Genomic DNA, 15,827 nt, shown 5'->3' with positions numbered 1-15,827 from the left:
ATTCCTTTAGAGTGTTTTCCAATCCATCACTTGATACACCTCGAAAGCTACCTCTTCATAAGGATGGGAGTTTAGAAGCACCTTAAGGCTTCGCCTGATACACCTATCATCACACACTAACTCGACTTTTAGTTCTCTAACGTGCTCCACATCACCATGTGTACCGATATGAGGGTTGGCACCTACTAAGGGGCGAAACTGACCCTGACCTTCTGTTTCAAAGCTGCACCGGTCGTAGTCTCCTATTTTTCCAGCACCGGCATTAAACAAGGCATTTTTGACTTCTTCTGCGCTATTGATGGGAACAAAGAAAATGATCTTTTTCATCGAAGAATCCTTCAGCATAGGAAATGATTAAAGGATTGTAGGGCAAATAATAGGTGCGAGAGGAATAGGAGTTCGGTATTGGGTGATGGACTGATTTTGGATGCCAGGACATTATGTTATGTAGGGGGAAATAGAAACGTTAATCGAGGGGGAGGGTGATTAGATATTTTTGATGATAAAGGGATGGCATCCGTGCCTCACCTTTGGGCCTTTTAATCAAGTATTACCATGTGATTATTATAGATTATTACTATGGTGCTAATTAATTGTAAGCCTCTTGCTTTGACGTTGTTGATATATTTAATGGGTTAGGCTTGAAACTACAGTAAAAAAGAATGCTAAATATCCCAAAAATATCAATCCAGCTGGTAAATAACGCATAGTTACTCCTCTTGTTTAGTTTTCAATGTTATCTCATATAATCCATTGATTGAGAATGAATTAAAGAAATTCATAATTGGCATATGTGATACTGCAGAATGAATTTCTCTAATTCATCGTCAACAAATAAGATTAAATCAATAATGACTCCCGTAGCCAACAAGGCAAAAAACATTTATCAGAGGTCATTATGAAATCAAAACTATTGGGCACTACTATTTCAGGTTTACTACTAGGTATGTCCAGCTTTTCTGCGTTGGCTAACATTGCTTTGGATGAGCGCACGATACCGACGCCCGCAGGTATTTCGGTAGAATTTGCTGAGCTACTTGAAAACCGAGTTGTTGCACCTGCAATACCAGCCCCTAAAACCCAGCAAGACTGGCTTGATCTTCAGGTGATGTTTGATGCGCCGGGAATTGCTATAGCAGTTGAAGCGGCGGAGCGCCTTGAAGTGACATACGAATCAAGGAAGTTTGCCGGCGTGGACACGTTTATTGTCACGCCTAAAACGGTATCAGAAGAATATAAAGATAAGTACCTTGTACATATTCACGGCGGTGCATTTGTGTTTGGTGGTGGAGAGTCGGCTTTGCGAGAGGCCATTTGGGTAGCCAATGGCTTGGGCGCAAAGGTGATATCGGTAGATTATCGTCAGCCTCCTTTGCATCCGTTCCCAGCAGCCATTGATGATGCGGTTGCGGTTTGGAAAGAACTCACCAAAACTCAAGCCGCTGAGTCAACGGCTATCTTTGGCAGCTCAGCGGGTGGCAACCTAACATTGGCAACAACACTGAAACTGCAGGAGCTTGATTTACCTTTACCAGGTGCATTGTTTGTCGGCACCCCAGCCGTTGATCTTAAACACACCTCAGACTCTTGGAATACCTTAAGGGGCCTCGATCCTCTTGGTCAAAGAGAGGGACTAATTGATGGAACATTTGAAGTATATGCACCGGGCGAGGCCTTAGATAACCCTCTTATTTCTCCAGTATATGCAGAGAATGAATCGTTTCCACCGACCATTTTGATTTCTGGAACTCGAGATCTTCTTCTTAGCGATACGGTGAGAATGCACCGAGTGTTGCGTGCCGCTGATGTTGAATCTGAGCTGCATATTTATGATGGTCAATCACATGGTGATTACATGAATGGCTTAATTATTGATATGCCAGAATCTGATGATGCTATCAAAGAGTTAGGACAATTTTTCAATAAACACATCAACTAATTTGTGAGTCACAGGGACGTGTCTTCTTTATTCGTGGAGACACTGATGAAAACAGATATCCGAGCAGCATTACATTCGTTATCAACCTTATTTCAAGCAAGCTACTACTATTCAAACCGTAACTCTTTGTATGACCATGGTTATTCATTAGAGCCGATAATAGACCCGTTAAATAAGGTGTGTCGTGTATCAATACCACAAGAAAAAAACCGAGGACAAAGCTCTAACGAAAAACACTTTTCTCAGCCTAAGAGGTATTAATTATTGTGTCTTTACGTCCTTACGCTCTATTACTGTTTATCGGGTTAGTATTGTTCAGCGGAGTAAGGAAGGCACACGCTGGACTGGAACTTGCTAACACTTCTAGCCCAAGCCACACGCTGTCGAGTTTTATGCTTGCCAGTGACATAGTTATCCAACATTGGAAAGATGAAACTCTATATTTGCCTGAGGCTCAAAACGCTTATGCCCAAGCGATAAGGACGATGGATTTATCTTCACTTACAAACCGCAATAGAACTGTGGTTGTAATGGAGAAGATCATACTACTGAGAGAGTTGCTTGACCGCATTGACACGGATGTCCACCTTCGAGCGCCTGATAAGGTAACAACAATTGAACATGGCTTGATGCAATGGCGTTTTGCCAATACAGATATAGTCATCGCGCGTCAAATAACGGGTGAAAAGGCGGATCAGTTCATGTTCAGCTCAGCAACGATCCAAGGGTTATCGAGATGGTACCGAACCATGTCAGTACTTCCTTATGCCAACACAGATCGTGAAGACTATTATCAGGAGTTTTTGCTAAGCCCTGGTCCATTGTTTTCAAAACAATTTATCTATTCCCTGCCAAAAGAGTTTCATCACCTTCATGGTCCTTTGCCTTTGTGGCAGTGGGTCGCACTTATTGGGATTCTTGCTTTATGTAAAACGATGATAAAGATCAGTTTTATGCTAGGAGAACGCTGGAATCTTCGCTGGGAAATTAAAGGGCTTAAGTGGCGAATTGGACGTCTGTTGTCTCTCATTGGCATTGTTATCTTTTTGTTCATTACGAGAAGACTGATTGACGATGGTATATGGATAACTGGTGGTGTGTATCAGTTTTTCTCGACCGCGTTCTTGTTTGCTCAGGCCTTCTTTTTCTCTTGGTTGATTATGGCAATTTTCAACTATTTTGCAGAACTATACGTGTTTAAAAAGCACAACGGAAAACATGTAGATTCTTCGTTAATTATCGTACTTGCACGAATTTTTGGTGGCTTAACGATTGCTGTATTTGGCATCTACATTATTGAATTTTTGGGATTTTCTATTTCACCGATACTGGCTGGTTTAGGTGTGGGTGGTTTAGCTGTCGCATTGGCGATTCGCCCTGTACTTGAAAATGTGATTAATGGCCTGACCCTGTACGCGGATGGTGGCATCAAGATTGGTGAACTATGCCGTTATGGGCAAAAGCTCGGCACCATAGAGAGCATTGGTTTACGCTCGACAAGGATCAGAACCTTAGAGCGCTCTTTGATTACGATACCAAATTCTGAATTTGCTAATATGGAGATTGATAATCTTGAACGACGAGATAAACGTCGGATGGAACATGTCCTTAGACTTCGGTCCGAGATCTCAATAGAGCAATTACGAGTACTTATCGTTAACATTCGAAGGTTGTTGCTACAGCACCCAATGATTGAGGCCGAACCTGTTCGCGTAAGATTGATGGGGATTGGAGATTATTCAATTAATCTCAATATGATGGCCTACATAAGCTGCCGAGATAATGAAGAATTTATGGCAGTCCAAGAAGACGTTTTATTTTCTGCTCTAGCACAGGTTGAAGCCGTAGGGGCTAAGATAGCTCACTCGACCCAATATCAGCTAATTGACAAGCTAAGTAGCGGAAATGCAGAGCAGAGACAAAAAGCTACGGAGGCTGTTGCCGCATGGCATGAACAGCAAGCATTCCCATTCCCGGATTTCAGCTTTGAATACAAGTACGAAATCAAAGACACCATTATGTACCCTGCTAAAACCTCAGCAGTTCGTCCAAAATAGACAATTGAAGCAGTAGCTCTAAGAGCTACTGCTTTTCTGGTTGTGTGACACTATCAAAGTAACTTTGTATCGTTTGATGTAGAAGTTGATTCAATGGAAAGCCTCTTTTTGATTGCAGGTAGCCACCGTTTATTTGAATTTGACGCATTTCTTTTGGCATTGGAGGAAGAGGATAACTGCTGAGGCCAGGCTCGTTTTCAGTCATAAATGTACTGCCAAACGCTAAAGCGTCAGAATGTTTAAGTTTATTAAGCAGTACACTAACACTGTGTGTTGTTAGTACCACATCTGCTTCATACCCTTTGGCCAAATACAATTCTTCAACGCCTGAGCGTTTAGACGTTATCCCGTCGATCAAGACGCGAGTAACAGGCAATTGATTAATATCTTCCCATTCACTTGATTGGCTGAGTATGGGATGATTGCTTCGCGCTATTAAACTCATTTTTACGTCTTTCAGTTTGTGCTGATAAATTTGTTGTGGTAGTGGAAACAGTGCAAAATGAAGTACGTAATCTATATCACCATTTAATAGTTCTGTTAGGCTTTGCTCTTGCCAATATGACATCTTGAACTTGGCATTAGGCATTACTTCTCTAAGGGCGGTGAAAATGCCATCCCCATAGAGCTCTAAAAAGAATATGTTCATCGCGATACTGACTTCACCAGTGAATTGCTCAGGCTCGAAATTTCGGTATGACTCAACGACTTTTACTAATGGTGTAAACATTTCATCAGCAGCTTCTGCTAGTTTTTCTGCTAACTCTGACGGCTCTATGCCGTGCGCTTTTCTTATGAAGAGTTGGTCTCCAAAGGTTTCTCTGAGCTTTGCCATACCACGACTGACACTGGTTTGTGAAATGCCAAGTTTGTCAGCTGCATGATGGGTGTTACGGGTCTCAACCACCGCCTGTAAAAGTTTTAAAAGGTTTAGGTCTAAGTCGCGAAGCTCTTTCATTTCTAGTCCTTGGGTACAGAGAATCTAATAAGATGTACTGTTATAGACTATGTGAAATGTGCTAATGATCAACTACTTATTGTCATAAAACCGAATAGTGTTGCATTAAATCACATTGATGTTGATTCGATTAGCCGTAGGTCAACCTAAAGATAGGTTCGAAAGTGAAGAAAGGCTTATATACAAATGAGAGGAGGGAGTAATATACGAATATAATATAAAAAAAGCTGCCGTATTAGGGCAGCTTTGAAGTTATTTAGAATGCGTGCTTATATGAGAATAATGATAAATTATCACCATCGTCATATTGGTAGCTATAAATAAACGCTCCTACACCACTAATTTGATACCCCACAGATGCAGTGTAATCCCACTCTCTTATTTTTGACTGATTACCATTCTTTTCTTTTACCTTGCCTAAGCTGTAAGTATATTCCGGCGTTACGCCAAGCCAAATATTATTATTGATTTCATAGGTTATATCGAGAGAAGCGGTGGTGTAATAGACGCTGCTACTCATTTGTTGCTGCTCAAAGTTGCCAACAGACAGCTCTGGTGTCAGTGTCAGATGGTTATTAATTGGTGAGGTTTTGTATAGGCTTAGTTCGTAGTCATTAGATCGAAGACCGTCTGACCTAAAGTCGGCATCGTATTCATATTCAAACGTTACACCTAAGCCATTCGAGGTCTCTAGCCCAATTTTAAAGTCATGAGCATCGAAGTTTTTGCTTGTGCTATAAGCGGATAAAAAGCTCAATTCTTTATTGATAGGTGTCGAGTATTGTACTCCTAGTCCGAAGTCGTCACTTCCATACTCTAGACTAAACCCTGTGTAATGCTCATTGGTATTTGAGAAATCTACATTACTTGAAGCAATAACTGCAGGTGAAACGATGAATGATGCTAACAGAAGAGTTGTTTTATTAAATTTCATTTTTAAACCACTTTATTGTTTAATTCGATAGCTATTTTAATTGCAAATATGAAGTCATCCTACGAATTACAGCGATTCATATTTGCATTGATTAGGGTGTATTTAGGGTAACAGTTGATTTTTATTAATTGGCTGTTGTTTTTTAGAATGGAATTAAATAAGCCTATTTATTTCAACTACTATTTCTTCAATACCAACTGTGAAAAACTGTACACCCATACAAATGAGCAAGAAGCCCATAATGCGGGTAAATGCATTAATGCCATTTTGACCAAGGGCTCTAAGAAGAGGGTATGCCATGCTTAGGGTAAAAGCTGCAATACCGGCAACAACCGCAAAACCACTAATGACACCACCGTAAACGCTTGGCATGTGCAATTCGTCACCGTGAATAGCGAGTTCTGCAGCAAGGCTAATGATCAACGCCATAGTACCTGGGCCGCAAAGTGACGGGATAGTGAGTGGCACCAATGCTATGGAATCTTGACCTGGAGTAGTGCTACTGCTTTCTTGTTTCGGAAAGAGCATGTTAAAACCAATAGCAACAATGATAATGCCGCCACCAAGACGCAAGCTTGGAATGGAGATATTAAATAGCTCTAATACCGAAGCACCAATAAAAAAGGTGATGCAAAGAGCGACAAACAGATAGATCCCGACACTTTTAGCTTGATCCACTATGTAGCTTTTATCGCGACCTTTGCTAAGGCCCAGCAGCACGGTAGCCGCTGCGGGTGGGTTCATTATGGGTAATAAACCCAATACGGTAAGACTGAGGTAGGTGAGTAGTGTTTCTATGTTCATAATTAGATCCTATGAGTGTAGAGGTTTAAAGCAAAAATAATTGAGCAAGATAGAGCACACTAAAGAATGAGATGGCATCTGTTAGTGTGGTAAGCACGGGGCTCGACAGCATTGCTGGATCAAGGTTGAAACGCTTAAGAATAAGCGGCAAGGTTCCGCCAATCACCACCGCTAGGATTGATGAGATCACATATGAAACCGCAATAAGTGCCGGAAGCGCTAACTGTTCAGTACCATGAGTGAGATAGGCAAGAACTGCTAATATCGACCCTATAAGAACACCATTGACGATACCGATAGGCAGTTCTTTAAAGGCTACAAACAGCACATCTTTAGGTGACAAACTGCCCGTGGAAAGTTCTCTAATGGACACTGCGACCGCTTGATTTCCGGCGGCTCCGGATAGGTTTGCAACCAGAGGTAAAATTGCAGCCAGTAATGCGTACTGAGCAATAATGAATTCAAACTGAGCGATGATAGAGACGGCTGCATAGCTAAGCATGACGGAAGGCAATAAAAACGTTAGGCGTCTAAGGTTACGTTTCATCGTAGGCATGCTGCGATTCTCATCACCACCAAATACCCCCGATTGCTCAAGCAACTGCTGTTCAGACTGCCTGTACAATGCTTCATTCAATTGCTTAAAGCCCACGACACCAATTTGTAAACCCTGCTTATCTACCACAGGTACGATAGGGTGCGCGCTGGTATCTAAAATGCTTTTTATGGCACGTAGATCCATCTCTGGTTGAGCTACAGGCAAAGACGTATCTATATGGTCCATAAGCCTGCTTCCGTAAGGCAGACTGAACACATCTTTGAGCTTTATTCCTCCGATGTAGCAACCATCATTGTTGTACAAATAGACGTAACGCCACTCTTGGTATTCATAACTATGCTCATTGTCAGCAAGAAGGTTACTGAGTTTTGAAACCGTTGCAGTGGCTGGGAGCTTAAGTATCTCGCTCTTGCAAATGCCACCTGCAGAGCTTGGATCGTAAATGAGTGCCGCTTTCTCCTATACTTGCCATGTGGAGGGCAGGGCCTCTGTAAGCTGTTCTTGCTTTTGTGTTGGAAAATGATTTATCAACATCCTGCGATCCGGAGAGCGGAGATATTGAAATATGCTTTGAATATGCATGGCCGAAAGTCCCTCGACTATCGTTCGCATTTCTGTGTCGCTGTAGTGATCTAACAAATTGGCGGCGACATCAGGTGCAACGCTCGAAAGAAGCTCCCAGGTTAAAACTCGCTGGTTCTCTGTCAGTTGCTTCAGGGCTGCAGGAATGGCCAATGGATTTGCATTAACCAAGTTCTCCTTTAGCCAATGAGCATCTTGGATATCAACGCAGGCAAGTATTTGCACGTAGAGATTGTCCTCTTCGAGCGATTGCAGTGGCAGAGTTGTTATCGTCATAATGAAATCGCTCCTTTTTTACTGCTGAGGGGCAGATTTGGCGGTCGCAAAGCGAATAATCAATGCGATAAATGCAGTGGACATCAGTAGGAAACTGCCGACTAGAAACCATTTGGTGATGAGTTCTTGATACTCCACTACAAAGGGGTGCCTCATAAACCACTTTCCAGCTAATAACAAAGAGAACACCCAAGTTACTGAACTGGTGAAACTAATGATCACTGTTCGAAATAGGCTCAATCTTGCCATCCCCATTAACATGGGCGTCAAAACGCGTACAAACGGAATGAAGCGAGAGGCAAATAGTGAAAGGAAACCGTATTTATCGAGTAAGCGTTTGGCTTTGGGCAAGGACTCATTAGGTAAGGTTTTTTCTGCCTTACGCATGAATCTAGTGCCTTGCAGCCAACGTCCCTGAAGATAGGCAACAATACTTCCCATAAAGGAGGCGATGGTTAGCAATATCAATGCATCGGTAAATTCAATCGCACCAATACCGACGAGTCCTCCAACAAATAGAACAAGTCCATCACCAGGTAGAGGCAGAAAAACAAAGCTGGATTCAAGAAACAGCACCATGCCAAGCAATAGTAGCAACACATGTAGCGAGTTAATTTCCATCAGTGCGTCAAAGTCTTGCACCCAGATGGCCGATAGAATCTCTTGCATAGTGAACTCCAAGTAAAGTGGACTCCGGTTGGAGCTAGCCAACCAGAGTGATAAGTGCGTGTGATTAATCGAACATCAAGATGATGTATGCGAAGAATAAAACGAGGTGAGTAGCACCGTTGAGAGAGTTGGTTCGCCCGCTACTAAAGCTAACGCTTGTCATTAACAATGTTGCACCTAGTAGCACCATCTCGGCAGGGTCTAAACCAAGGCGTATTGGTTCATTCATCACTCCTGAAATAAGCAAAACTGCAGGTACGGTTAGGGCGATGGTAGCCAATACAGAGCCAAAGAATAGATTCATTGCTCTTTGCAGTTGGTTGGTAAACGCAGCTTTAACTGCACCCACAGCTTCAGGAGCGAGAATGATCAAGGCAACAATCAAGCCACCTAGCGCAGCAGGTGCACCCATTTCACTAATGCCATCATTAATAGGGAGCGCGAGGCTCTTCGCCAGTAAGATCACTACTAGTAGATAGCTGACGAGCATAATGGTATGAAAACCATTGCTCTGCAGAGGACCGTGATGTTCGTGATCATCTTGGTTGTCAGCGTCAATAAAGAAGTGCGTATGACTGCGAGTTTGCACAAACAGGAAAACGCCATACAGCGCCACTGAAGCCAATACCAGCGTCCAAGTTAAACCTAGTGACATGTTGCCCAGAGCATCAACACTAGTGAAGTTGGGTAGAACCAAACATAGGGTTGCCAATGGAATAATGGCGACTAGATATGCTTTGATGCCGTCTAGATTGTATTTCTGAGTGTGATATTTAAGGCCACCAATCAGCAAAGTAATACCCACAAAGCCATTAAGAACGGCCATTACAACTGCAAACATGGTATCCCGCGCTAGGACTGGGTTTGACTCACCCGTTAGCATGACTGACGACACCATGATCACTTCGAGCAATACTACAGATAAAGTTAAAATCAAGGTTCCATATGGGTCACCAAGCTTGATAGCTAAGGCATCTGAGTGACGAACAACCGCAAAGATCGCGGTCATTACCACATAAAACAACACACCAGTGATAAGAGCATATGGGATAGCAGATAGACCACTGCCAAGTAAGTTGTCGCCTATGAGTTTGAAAAAGAGTATCGCGATGATGCCAATGAGCATCGTATATTCTTGTTTGAATAGCTTGAGCATGGTGAGCCTTTTAGCTGATCACAATGGCTCGTTATCATCCTTTAACGAGAAAGTGTGGGTAAAATTTAGCTACTGATTCCCCTGCAGTAGTTGATGGGTGTAGAGTAAAGGGCAGAACTTGTTCAGCCCATGAATTAAAGAAATTCATTCATGGGCTAATGGTGAGTATCGAGTGGTGTTAAGGAAGTGCGTCGACTTCGGTAAGAGGGGCAATCTGGTAATGCTCTGCCTTCAATCCGACTAATTTAGGTAGCACGGTCCCTATTGATATTGATGACCAGGTACCACTTGCGATCCCAAGGCATAGAGCAATTGCAAAGCCTTCTAGCGGAGGACCGCCTAATAGCCATAGAGCTGAGACGGTGACTAATGTAGTTCCCGAGGTCACTAGAGTTCGGGAGAAGGTAGAAACAATGGATTGATTGAGCAGTGTTTGTGTTTCGCCATCAGGTTTTGAGCGAAATACCTCTCGAATTCTATCCGATATGATGATTGAATCATTCAATGAGTAACCCATTACGGCGAGTAGAGCCGCGAGAACAGTTAGATTAAATTCGATTTGAGTGAGTGCAAATAAACCTAGTACCAGTACTACATCGTGGACCAGTGCCACTATGGAGCCCAAAGCCAGTCGCCATTCAAAACGATAGCTAAGATAAAGCATGATCAGCACAAAACAGGTCAGAATAGCTAATCCTCCTTGCTCTATCATTTCTAGTCCCACTTGTGGACCAATAAAGCTACTAGCAAGTATATTGTATGAAGGGTCAAGGGATGACAGTGCACCATCAAGGCTTGCTTGAAGGTCGGTTTCACCTATGTTGTAGCGGATTTGCCATTGTCCCTCTGAGCCCACGGAAAAGACCTGCACACCTTGAAGCTGCTCTTGCTCAAGATGTTCAGTAATCATGGACTGGGACAGATTGGTATTTAATTGGGCATCTGCGACGATTCCTCCTGTAAAATCTTGCCCCCAATTAAAGCCTTTTAGTGATATAGCACAGACCGACAATACAATAAGCAGGACGGAAAGAAGGCTCATTACACTACGAGCTTGGGTCAGGTTAATATTTGAGATTTTCATTGAGTCACCTTTGACGCTGTACGACCCCATAGGGTATTAATGAGTATTCTTGAGGCAAAAACCCCCGTGAACATGCTAGTGACAAGACCAAGGCCTAGAGTCATGGCAAAGCCTTGAATCGGCCCATTACCAATAGCGTAAAGAGCAACGGCAACGATCATCGTGGTCAAGTTGGCGTCAAAAATTGATGAGAATGCACTCTTGAACCCGTTATGGATAGCACTAGGGAAAGGGTGACCCTGTTTTGTTTTTTCTTTGATTCGCTCAAAAATAAGTACGTTTGTATCCACTGCCATACCAACCGTAAGTACTAGGCCTGCAATGCCCGGTAGTGTCAGTACAGCACCTGGAATCAAGGCGAGTAAACCGAATAGACACACAAGGTTCATCACTAGCGCAGCATTGGCTACCCAACCTAACTTTCTATACCAAAAGGCAATGAAAACCAGTGTGAAGCTCAAACCTAATGCTAAGGCAGCAAATCCATTTTTTACGTTTTCTGCACCAAGAGTTGGACCTATACTTCGTTCTTCAACAATGGTTATGGGGGCGGTTAGTGAGCCTGCGCGTAATAGCAACGCCAACTCTTGAGCGTCAGCTAAACTACCAACTCCAGTGATCCTAAATCGGTTTCCAAGAGGTGACTGGATAGTGGCAACGCTAATGACTTCAGAGGCTTTTGATGTACTGCCATTCGTAAGTTGCTCATATTCGCTATAGACCGTTGCCATGGGCTTGCCGATATTACTTCTTGAGTAAACGCTCATCATACGACCACCCGTAGAATCTAGAGTGATATTGACCTCGGGCGTGCCCATTTCGCCCAGTTGTGCACGAGCATCAATAATATGTTCGCCACCTAAAATAGCGCGATGACTTAAAGTGACAGGTTGTCCTGTTTGGTCATTAATAGTCTTAGATCGAGTTGTGGCAGAAGGTGATGCTTCATGAAAAGCCAGTGACGCAGTTGCACCAATGATATTTTTTGCTGCCGTAGGGTCTTGCACACCGGGTAATTCGATTCGAATACGATGTGTCCCTTGACGTTGAACAGAAGCTTCAGTAATGCCAAGCTCTTCAATGCGGCCACGTAATATTTGCAAGTTTTGTTGCACAGTTAAATTACGAATCTCTCTTTGCTCTTCTTGGCTTAATGCTAATCTGAGTTGTGAGTTTGATTGGTTGTTTGTCCAGTGTGGATAGTGAGAGCGTAAGTAACTGCGTAGCTCAGAATCAATAGATGCGGAACCCAAATTAACAATAACGCTGCCATTATCTACTCTTCCTCGGACCTGAAACTCGCGACGCAATTCATCTAGCAAAGATTGAGCATGTTGTTCATACACAGGCGCAAGGTCTACATCTAGAAGAAACTGGACGCCCCCTCGCAGATCTAAGCCAAGGGTAATAGGTTTAAAGCCCATAGTACCAAGCCAGTTGGGTGCAGCTGGCTCTAATGCCAGCGTCACCCCTTCTTCGCTTCCAAGAAAAGAGCGCAATAATACCTGCGCTTGCTCTTGGTCCTGTTGAGTTTCAAAACTGATGGCCAATGTGTCGCCAGAGAGCGTGATTCTGCTTGCAGGTATGTCATTTCGCTCTAGATAGCGGTAGACCACATCAGTATTTTTTGAATGAATGGCATTGTCCAAATGGATCGCATGTCGTTCACCAAAGACAGAGGGCAAGGCACTAAGTAACATCAATATCATGGAACTGATGAGTACAATCACCTTCCATTTTGATGAGTAATTAATGCGTTTAACGCGATGAGTGCTTGAGGATTTCATGAATTTGTACACCCTACTTGTTGTGGGTTATTGGAAGTAACTAGGTTTCAGAATCGATAGTTCAAGGCTAACGAGATGGATAATTCATTGTGTTTTTTTAGCGCAGTTTCATTAAGCGTTGCACCACTGAAAGAGGTCAGACTCCAATTCTTCCAGTTTGGGATTTCAATATGTTCATCGACGAAATAGCGATGTAGATATTCTTCTAATCCGTTATCGTTGATGAGCATTTTTATGACAAAGTGCTTTTCCAAAGGAGAGGTTTTTGAGTGGTTTAATTCAATGCTATCCAATGAGCTAATCGATGACACTAGAGCTTCATTTTTACTCAGTTGGCGGTTATCAAGTGCATGGGCGCTAAAAGAGAACGTAGATACAAATGTAATAAGCGAAATCAGTCTAATGCCCATGTTTTAGCCTTTTAAGTAGTTCTATCGATGATGATGCAAATGTGTGAATCATCTGTTGGGCCGAATAATAGAATTACTTATATGAGGAAACGACGGTTTAATGAAATTCATATATGAATCGAAGTCAGTAACAGAAAATGAATTTCTCTTATTCATACTGTTTTCAACCTGACAGGGGAATAATGCAGTGAATCATCAGTTATAGGTTGGATTAGTTTATGGATCAGGGGATTGTATTAAATGGCAGACAGTATCGTTTGTGCGACATGGGGGAAGGCGAGTGCACCTTAATCATCATCAACAACGGTGATTTAGCGTCATTAACTAAGCACTATATGGATAATGGTTCTCGAATGAGTTCTCAGATGAGCTCTGAGAACGACAGGCTCATAGTATTGGATACCTCAACAGCGTGGCCTATTCCTTTCTCCCAGTTTGACCAAATGAAAGTGACCAAGTTGGTAGAAGATATCCGTTTATTACTCGACATTTATTGGCTAGACGAAGTGAGCATTGAAATAGAGGGAGAGATGAATTGCCTTTCTGAAGAGGTGGCAGAGATGTTGTTTGCGAGAGAGTATTGTTAGTAGAGCCCTAGCTATTCCTGAAGATCAGGCGATAGGCTAGGTAAGCTCTTTAATAAACAGCTGAACTCTTTATAAATCTATGACTGATAGGTTAAACGATGCTTCAACTTCTGTATTCAGTGCTGCACCTTTGGGTGTAATCCACGCAATATCCATATTGACCACAATCAGTTGGTCGTCTCGAAGTAGCAGCACAACGGGTTGGTCTAAAGAGCCGTCAGCGCCAGAAGTATCGGCATTTTGGTGAAGGGTCTCGACGCTTGCATCGGCTCCGACAGAGTGCACGGCATTATTTAGGATGTCTGCAACATACAGTTTTTGTCGGCTGCTATCCCATAAGATCCCATCTGAAGATACCATTTTCTTGCTATCGGTAAACATCTTAGTACCCGTAATCTTGCCGTCTTCATCGAAGCTCGTTTTATAGATAACGCCGTCTTCCATGATAGAGGTGTACAAGTTACCGTTATCATCAACAGCAAGACCGCTAAAAATTTTAGTCTGCGGGACTTACAGCAGCATCCATGGATCTCATCGAGTTGGCAAAAGAGCACCATGTCTGTTCTTAATCTGAAGAGCCAACAATCGCACACCATTAAACTGAATCCTTTTGCCAAAACCAATACGCTGCCAACTGCTTTGAATATGGCGCTCAATCATATGGGCATTGTGTCTTTGCCAGACATATCGGCCATTCCCTATCTTAGAAGCGGTGAACTCGTGCATGTAGCGTCCGATCTTTATGGCAAGGTTTGGCCACTGTATGTGGTGCATACTTATCAAAATGAAAAGCCGATGCATGTCAGTCGGTTCTACGAGTTATTAAAGCAGCTGTTTGCCAATCAATCGGTATACAGCGCAGGTATGACGTTTGCCTTTGAGAGCGTGATAAAGAGGTAGTTTTTCGTTATTGGATCAGGGGTTAGATGCGGCTTTGTAAGACACCGTATTCAACAATAAATCATTACGGATACGACAAAAATTATTTGATTTTCAACGGTGCCTTTTCACTCTATTTTCAGCTTGTTCTAATAACACAAATAATAGAGGTCATTGTGGCTGAGACATTGATTCGTTTGGGTGAAAAACGCTTCTACGACGATAAAGCTTTTCCTCGCGGTTTCGCTAAATCAGGCAACTTTACAATCTTAGAAGATGAACTATTGATGTATTACGGTGATACCTTGTCTGGTTTAGAAACTGGTAGGCTAGAGCCGATGAATCAAGAAGAAAAACATTTTCTAAAAGCACTTAAGGATCCGAAAAAGGCGAACACTAAACTTGAAACAACGTGGCTGAAATACATCAAACATTCTCGCACAAGAAAATGTTTTTATACCTTTAACAGCAAGAAAATATCCACCAATCACAGCGCCTTTGAGCAAGAGTTAGCTTACGCTTACGAGGACTGACCGCTTTAAAGTGTGAGAGGTATTGTTCGGTGAATAATACCTCTCGTTGTTCTACGCATCCGGCGTTAAAACTTCTTTCCAAGCATGCGGCTGATAGTGCCGTCTTTATCGATAAATTGGTGCTTTAGCGCTCCAGCAATATGCAATACCAACACAGCAACTATGATGTTCACAGCACTGTGATGGATAGTGCTACCCACTTGTTGCAACCACTCAATCTTTTCACCCTCATTAATAATCACCCAACCGAAAACATCGACAGCTCTACCGCCAGCGGCGCTCATAGTGATGCCAGAAATTGGCATGGCGATAGTCGCTAACATCAAGATGCCATGCACAGCGTGGGCAATCTTTTCTTGCCATACTGGGCTGTTACTTAGACTCGATAGTTTGCCTTCTCTGAATCTCCATGCAATGCGTATCGTCGCGACCATAAGAATCAGCACACCAATGGATTTGTGATAGCCCATTAGCTCAAATTTGCTGGGTCCTCTGTCCATTTCTGACATGATCAGGCCGACGACAAATACACCAATGAAGGACGCGCCGGTAAGCCAGTGCATTACAATGGTAGTGAGTGAAAGTTTTTTAGGGTTGGGTGCCATGGATTTAT

At 42.8% G+C, this 15,827-nt stretch carries 19 protein-coding genes; 6 read left to right on the top strand and 13 right to left on the bottom strand.

Features of this window, described 5'->3' with window-relative positions; genetic code table 11:
• Positions 1-6: 6 nt before the first annotated feature.
• Entirely contained in the window at positions 7-327 is a 321-nt protein-coding gene (locus OCU35_RS07500) for an NGG1p interacting factor NIF3 (protein WP_261825100.1), read from the bottom strand.
• Between the two features lie 571 nt (positions 328-898).
• Here OCU35_RS07500 and OCU35_RS07495 point away from each other — a divergent pair.
• Genes OCU35_RS07495 through OCU35_RS07485 form a run of 3 tightly spaced genes read left to right on the top strand, consistent with a single transcriptional unit; the run spans position 899 to position 3,996 of the window.
• Entirely contained in the window at positions 899-1,939 is a 1,041-nt protein-coding gene (locus tag OCU35_RS07495; RefSeq protein ID WP_261825099.1) for an alpha/beta hydrolase, read from the top strand.
• Positions 1,940-1,984: 45 nt separating this feature from the next.
• A complete protein-coding gene (locus tag OCU35_RS07490; RefSeq protein ID WP_133126254.1) occupies positions 1,985-2,200 on the top strand; it encodes a hypothetical protein in 216 nt (71 codons plus the stop codon).
• A 5-nt stretch (positions 2,201-2,205) separates the two neighbouring features.
• Complete coding sequence (locus OCU35_RS07485; protein WP_102321572.1) at positions 2,206-3,996, top strand: mechanosensitive ion channel family protein; 1,791 nt, start codon at positions 2,206-2,208, stop codon at positions 3,994-3,996.
• Between the two features lie 25 nt (positions 3,997-4,021).
• On the opposite strand, the gene OCU35_RS07480 is transcribed toward OCU35_RS07485, so the two are convergent.
• From OCU35_RS07480 to OCU35_RS07435, 10 genes are all read right to left on the bottom strand, one after another.
• On the bottom strand, positions 4,022-4,954 hold the full coding sequence (locus OCU35_RS07480) for a LysR family transcriptional regulator (RefSeq protein ID WP_065599781.1): 933 nt from the start codon (positions 4,952-4,954) through the stop codon (positions 4,022-4,024).
• 256 nt (positions 4,955-5,210) lie between these two features.
• A complete protein-coding gene (locus OCU35_RS07475; RefSeq protein WP_102377255.1) occupies positions 5,211-5,888 on the bottom strand; it encodes a hypothetical protein in 678 nt (225 codons plus the stop codon).
• 153 nt (positions 5,889-6,041) lie between these two features.
• Positions 6,042-6,692 (bottom strand): MarC family NAAT transporter, encoded by a 651-nt coding sequence (locus OCU35_RS07470; RefSeq protein ID WP_102427590.1) that lies wholly within the window; start codon positions 6,690-6,692, stop codon positions 6,042-6,044.
• 25 nt (positions 6,693-6,717) lie between these two features.
• Positions 6,718-7,476: a magnesium transporter gene (locus OCU35_RS07465; RefSeq protein WP_261825098.1), complete on the bottom strand. Its 759-nt coding sequence runs from the start codon at positions 7,474-7,476 to the stop codon at positions 6,718-6,720.
• Between the two features lie 234 nt (positions 7,477-7,710).
• Positions 7,711-8,109 carry a magnesium transporter MgtE N-terminal domain-containing protein gene (locus tag OCU35_RS07460; RefSeq protein ID WP_261825097.1) on the bottom strand — a complete coding sequence of 133 codons (399 nt, stop codon included), beginning with the start codon at positions 8,107-8,109 and terminating at the stop codon, positions 7,711-7,713.
• 18 nt (positions 8,110-8,127) lie between these two features.
• Positions 8,128-8,778, bottom strand: coding sequence for a DedA family protein (locus OCU35_RS07455; RefSeq protein WP_102329463.1), 651 nt, complete (start codon positions 8,776-8,778; stop codon positions 8,128-8,130).
• Between the two features lie 64 nt (positions 8,779-8,842).
• Positions 8,843-9,934 carry a calcium:proton antiporter gene (locus tag OCU35_RS07450; RefSeq protein WP_102329464.1) on the bottom strand — a complete coding sequence of 364 codons (1,092 nt, stop codon included), beginning with the start codon at positions 9,932-9,934 and terminating at the stop codon, positions 8,843-8,845.
• A gap of 178 nt (positions 9,935-10,112) precedes the next feature.
• Positions 10,113-11,018, bottom strand: coding sequence for a protein translocase subunit SecF (secF, locus tag OCU35_RS07445; RefSeq protein ID WP_261825096.1), 906 nt, complete (start codon positions 11,016-11,018; stop codon positions 10,113-10,115).
• On the bottom strand, positions 11,015-12,805 hold the full coding sequence (gene secD / locus OCU35_RS07440; RefSeq protein ID WP_261825095.1) for a protein translocase subunit SecD: 1,791 nt from the start codon (positions 12,803-12,805) through the stop codon (positions 11,015-11,017). The genes secF and secD overlap by 4 nt, the downstream gene beginning before the upstream one ends.
• A gap of 47 nt (positions 12,806-12,852) precedes the next feature.
• Entirely contained in the window at positions 12,853-13,215 is a 363-nt protein-coding gene (locus OCU35_RS07435) for a hypothetical protein (protein WP_102329467.1), read from the bottom strand.
• Positions 13,216-13,433: 218 nt separating this feature from the next.
• Between OCU35_RS07435 and OCU35_RS07430 the strand changes: the two genes are divergently transcribed.
• Complete coding sequence (locus tag OCU35_RS07430) at positions 13,434-13,802, top strand: hypothetical protein (protein ID WP_261825094.1); 369 nt, start codon at positions 13,434-13,436, stop codon at positions 13,800-13,802.
• Between the two features lie 69 nt (positions 13,803-13,871).
• Here the strand turns inward: OCU35_RS07430 and OCU35_RS07425 are convergent, their stop codons facing one another.
• Positions 13,872-14,261, bottom strand: coding sequence for an SMP-30/gluconolactonase/LRE family protein (locus OCU35_RS07425; protein WP_261825093.1), 390 nt, complete (start codon positions 14,259-14,261; stop codon positions 13,872-13,874).
• Between OCU35_RS07425 and OCU35_RS07420 the strand changes: the two genes are divergently transcribed.
• Positions 14,172-14,702, top strand: a complete 531-nt coding sequence (locus tag OCU35_RS07420) for a LysR substrate-binding domain-containing protein (protein ID WP_315972628.1) — start codon at positions 14,172-14,174, stop codon at positions 14,700-14,702. The genes OCU35_RS07425 and OCU35_RS07420 overlap by 90 nt on opposite strands.
• Positions 14,703-14,857: 155 nt before the next feature.
• Positions 14,858-15,214 carry a DUF413 domain-containing protein gene (locus OCU35_RS07415; protein WP_017030244.1) on the top strand — a complete coding sequence of 119 codons (357 nt, stop codon included), beginning with the start codon at positions 14,858-14,860 and terminating at the stop codon, positions 15,212-15,214.
• A 65-nt stretch (positions 15,215-15,279) separates the two neighbouring features.
• Here the strand turns inward: OCU35_RS07415 and OCU35_RS07410 are convergent, their stop codons facing one another.
• Positions 15,280-15,819 (bottom strand): cytochrome b, encoded by a 540-nt coding sequence (locus OCU35_RS07410; RefSeq protein WP_102427585.1) that lies wholly within the window; start codon positions 15,817-15,819, stop codon positions 15,280-15,282.
• Positions 15,820-15,827 lie beyond the last annotated feature (8 nt).

Source organism: Vibrio breoganii (genome assembly GCF_024346795.1).
Taxonomy (GTDB): Bacteria; Pseudomonadota; Gammaproteobacteria; order Enterobacterales; family Vibrionaceae; genus Vibrio; species Vibrio breoganii.
The sequence above is the reverse complement of the archived record's forward strand: the minus strand, read 5'-3'. Positions and strand labels throughout refer to the sequence as shown.

Bases quoted from the DNA above. Each gene is read 5' to 3' on its own strand.
- OCU35_RS07495 (WP_261825099.1), top strand. From the start codon at position 899: ATGAAATCAAAACTATTGGGCACTACTATTTCAGGTTTACTACTAGGT.
- OCU35_RS07455 (WP_102329463.1), bottom strand. From the start codon at position 8,778: ATGCAAGAGATTCTATCGGCCATCTGGGTGCAAGACTTTGACGCACTG.
- OCU35_RS07435 (WP_102329467.1), bottom strand. From the start codon at position 13,215: ATGGGCATTAGACTGATTTCGCTTATTACATTTGTATCTACGTTCTCT.
- OCU35_RS07475 (WP_102377255.1), bottom strand. From the start codon at position 5,888: ATGAAATTTAATAAAACAACTCTTCTGTTAGCATCATTCATCGTTTCA.
- OCU35_RS07470 (WP_102427590.1), bottom strand. From the start codon at position 6,692: ATGAACATAGAAACACTACTCACCTACCTCAGTCTTACCGTATTGGGT.
- OCU35_RS07430 (WP_261825094.1), top strand. From the start codon at position 13,434: ATGGATCAGGGGATTGTATTAAATGGCAGACAGTATCGTTTGTGCGAC.
- OCU35_RS07460 (WP_261825097.1), bottom strand. From the start codon at position 8,109: ATGACGATAACAACTCTGCCACTGCAATCGCTCGAAGAGGACAATCTC.
- secD (WP_261825095.1), bottom strand. From the start codon at position 12,805: ATGAAATCCTCAAGCACTCATCGCGTTAAACGCATTAATTACTCATCA.
- OCU35_RS07500 (WP_261825100.1), bottom strand. From the start codon at position 327: ATGAAAAAGATCATTTTCTTTGTTCCCATCAATAGCGCAGAAGAAGTC.
- OCU35_RS07465 (WP_261825098.1), bottom strand. From the start codon at position 7,476: ATGGACCATATAGATACGTCTTTGCCTGTAGCTCAACCAGAGATGGAT.
- secF (WP_261825096.1), bottom strand. From the start codon at position 11,018: ATGAAAATCTCAAATATTAACCTGACCCAAGCTCGTAGTGTAATGAGC.
- OCU35_RS07450 (WP_102329464.1), bottom strand. From the start codon at position 9,934: ATGCTCAAGCTATTCAAACAAGAATATACGATGCTCATTGGCATCATC.
- OCU35_RS07490 (WP_133126254.1), top strand. From the start codon at position 1,985: ATGAAAACAGATATCCGAGCAGCATTACATTCGTTATCAACCTTATTT.
- OCU35_RS07410 (WP_102427585.1), bottom strand. From the start codon at position 15,819: ATGGCACCCAACCCTAAAAAACTTTCACTCACTACCATTGTAATGCAC.
- OCU35_RS07480 (WP_065599781.1), bottom strand. From the start codon at position 4,954: ATGAAAGAGCTTCGCGACTTAGACCTAAACCTTTTAAAACTTTTACAG.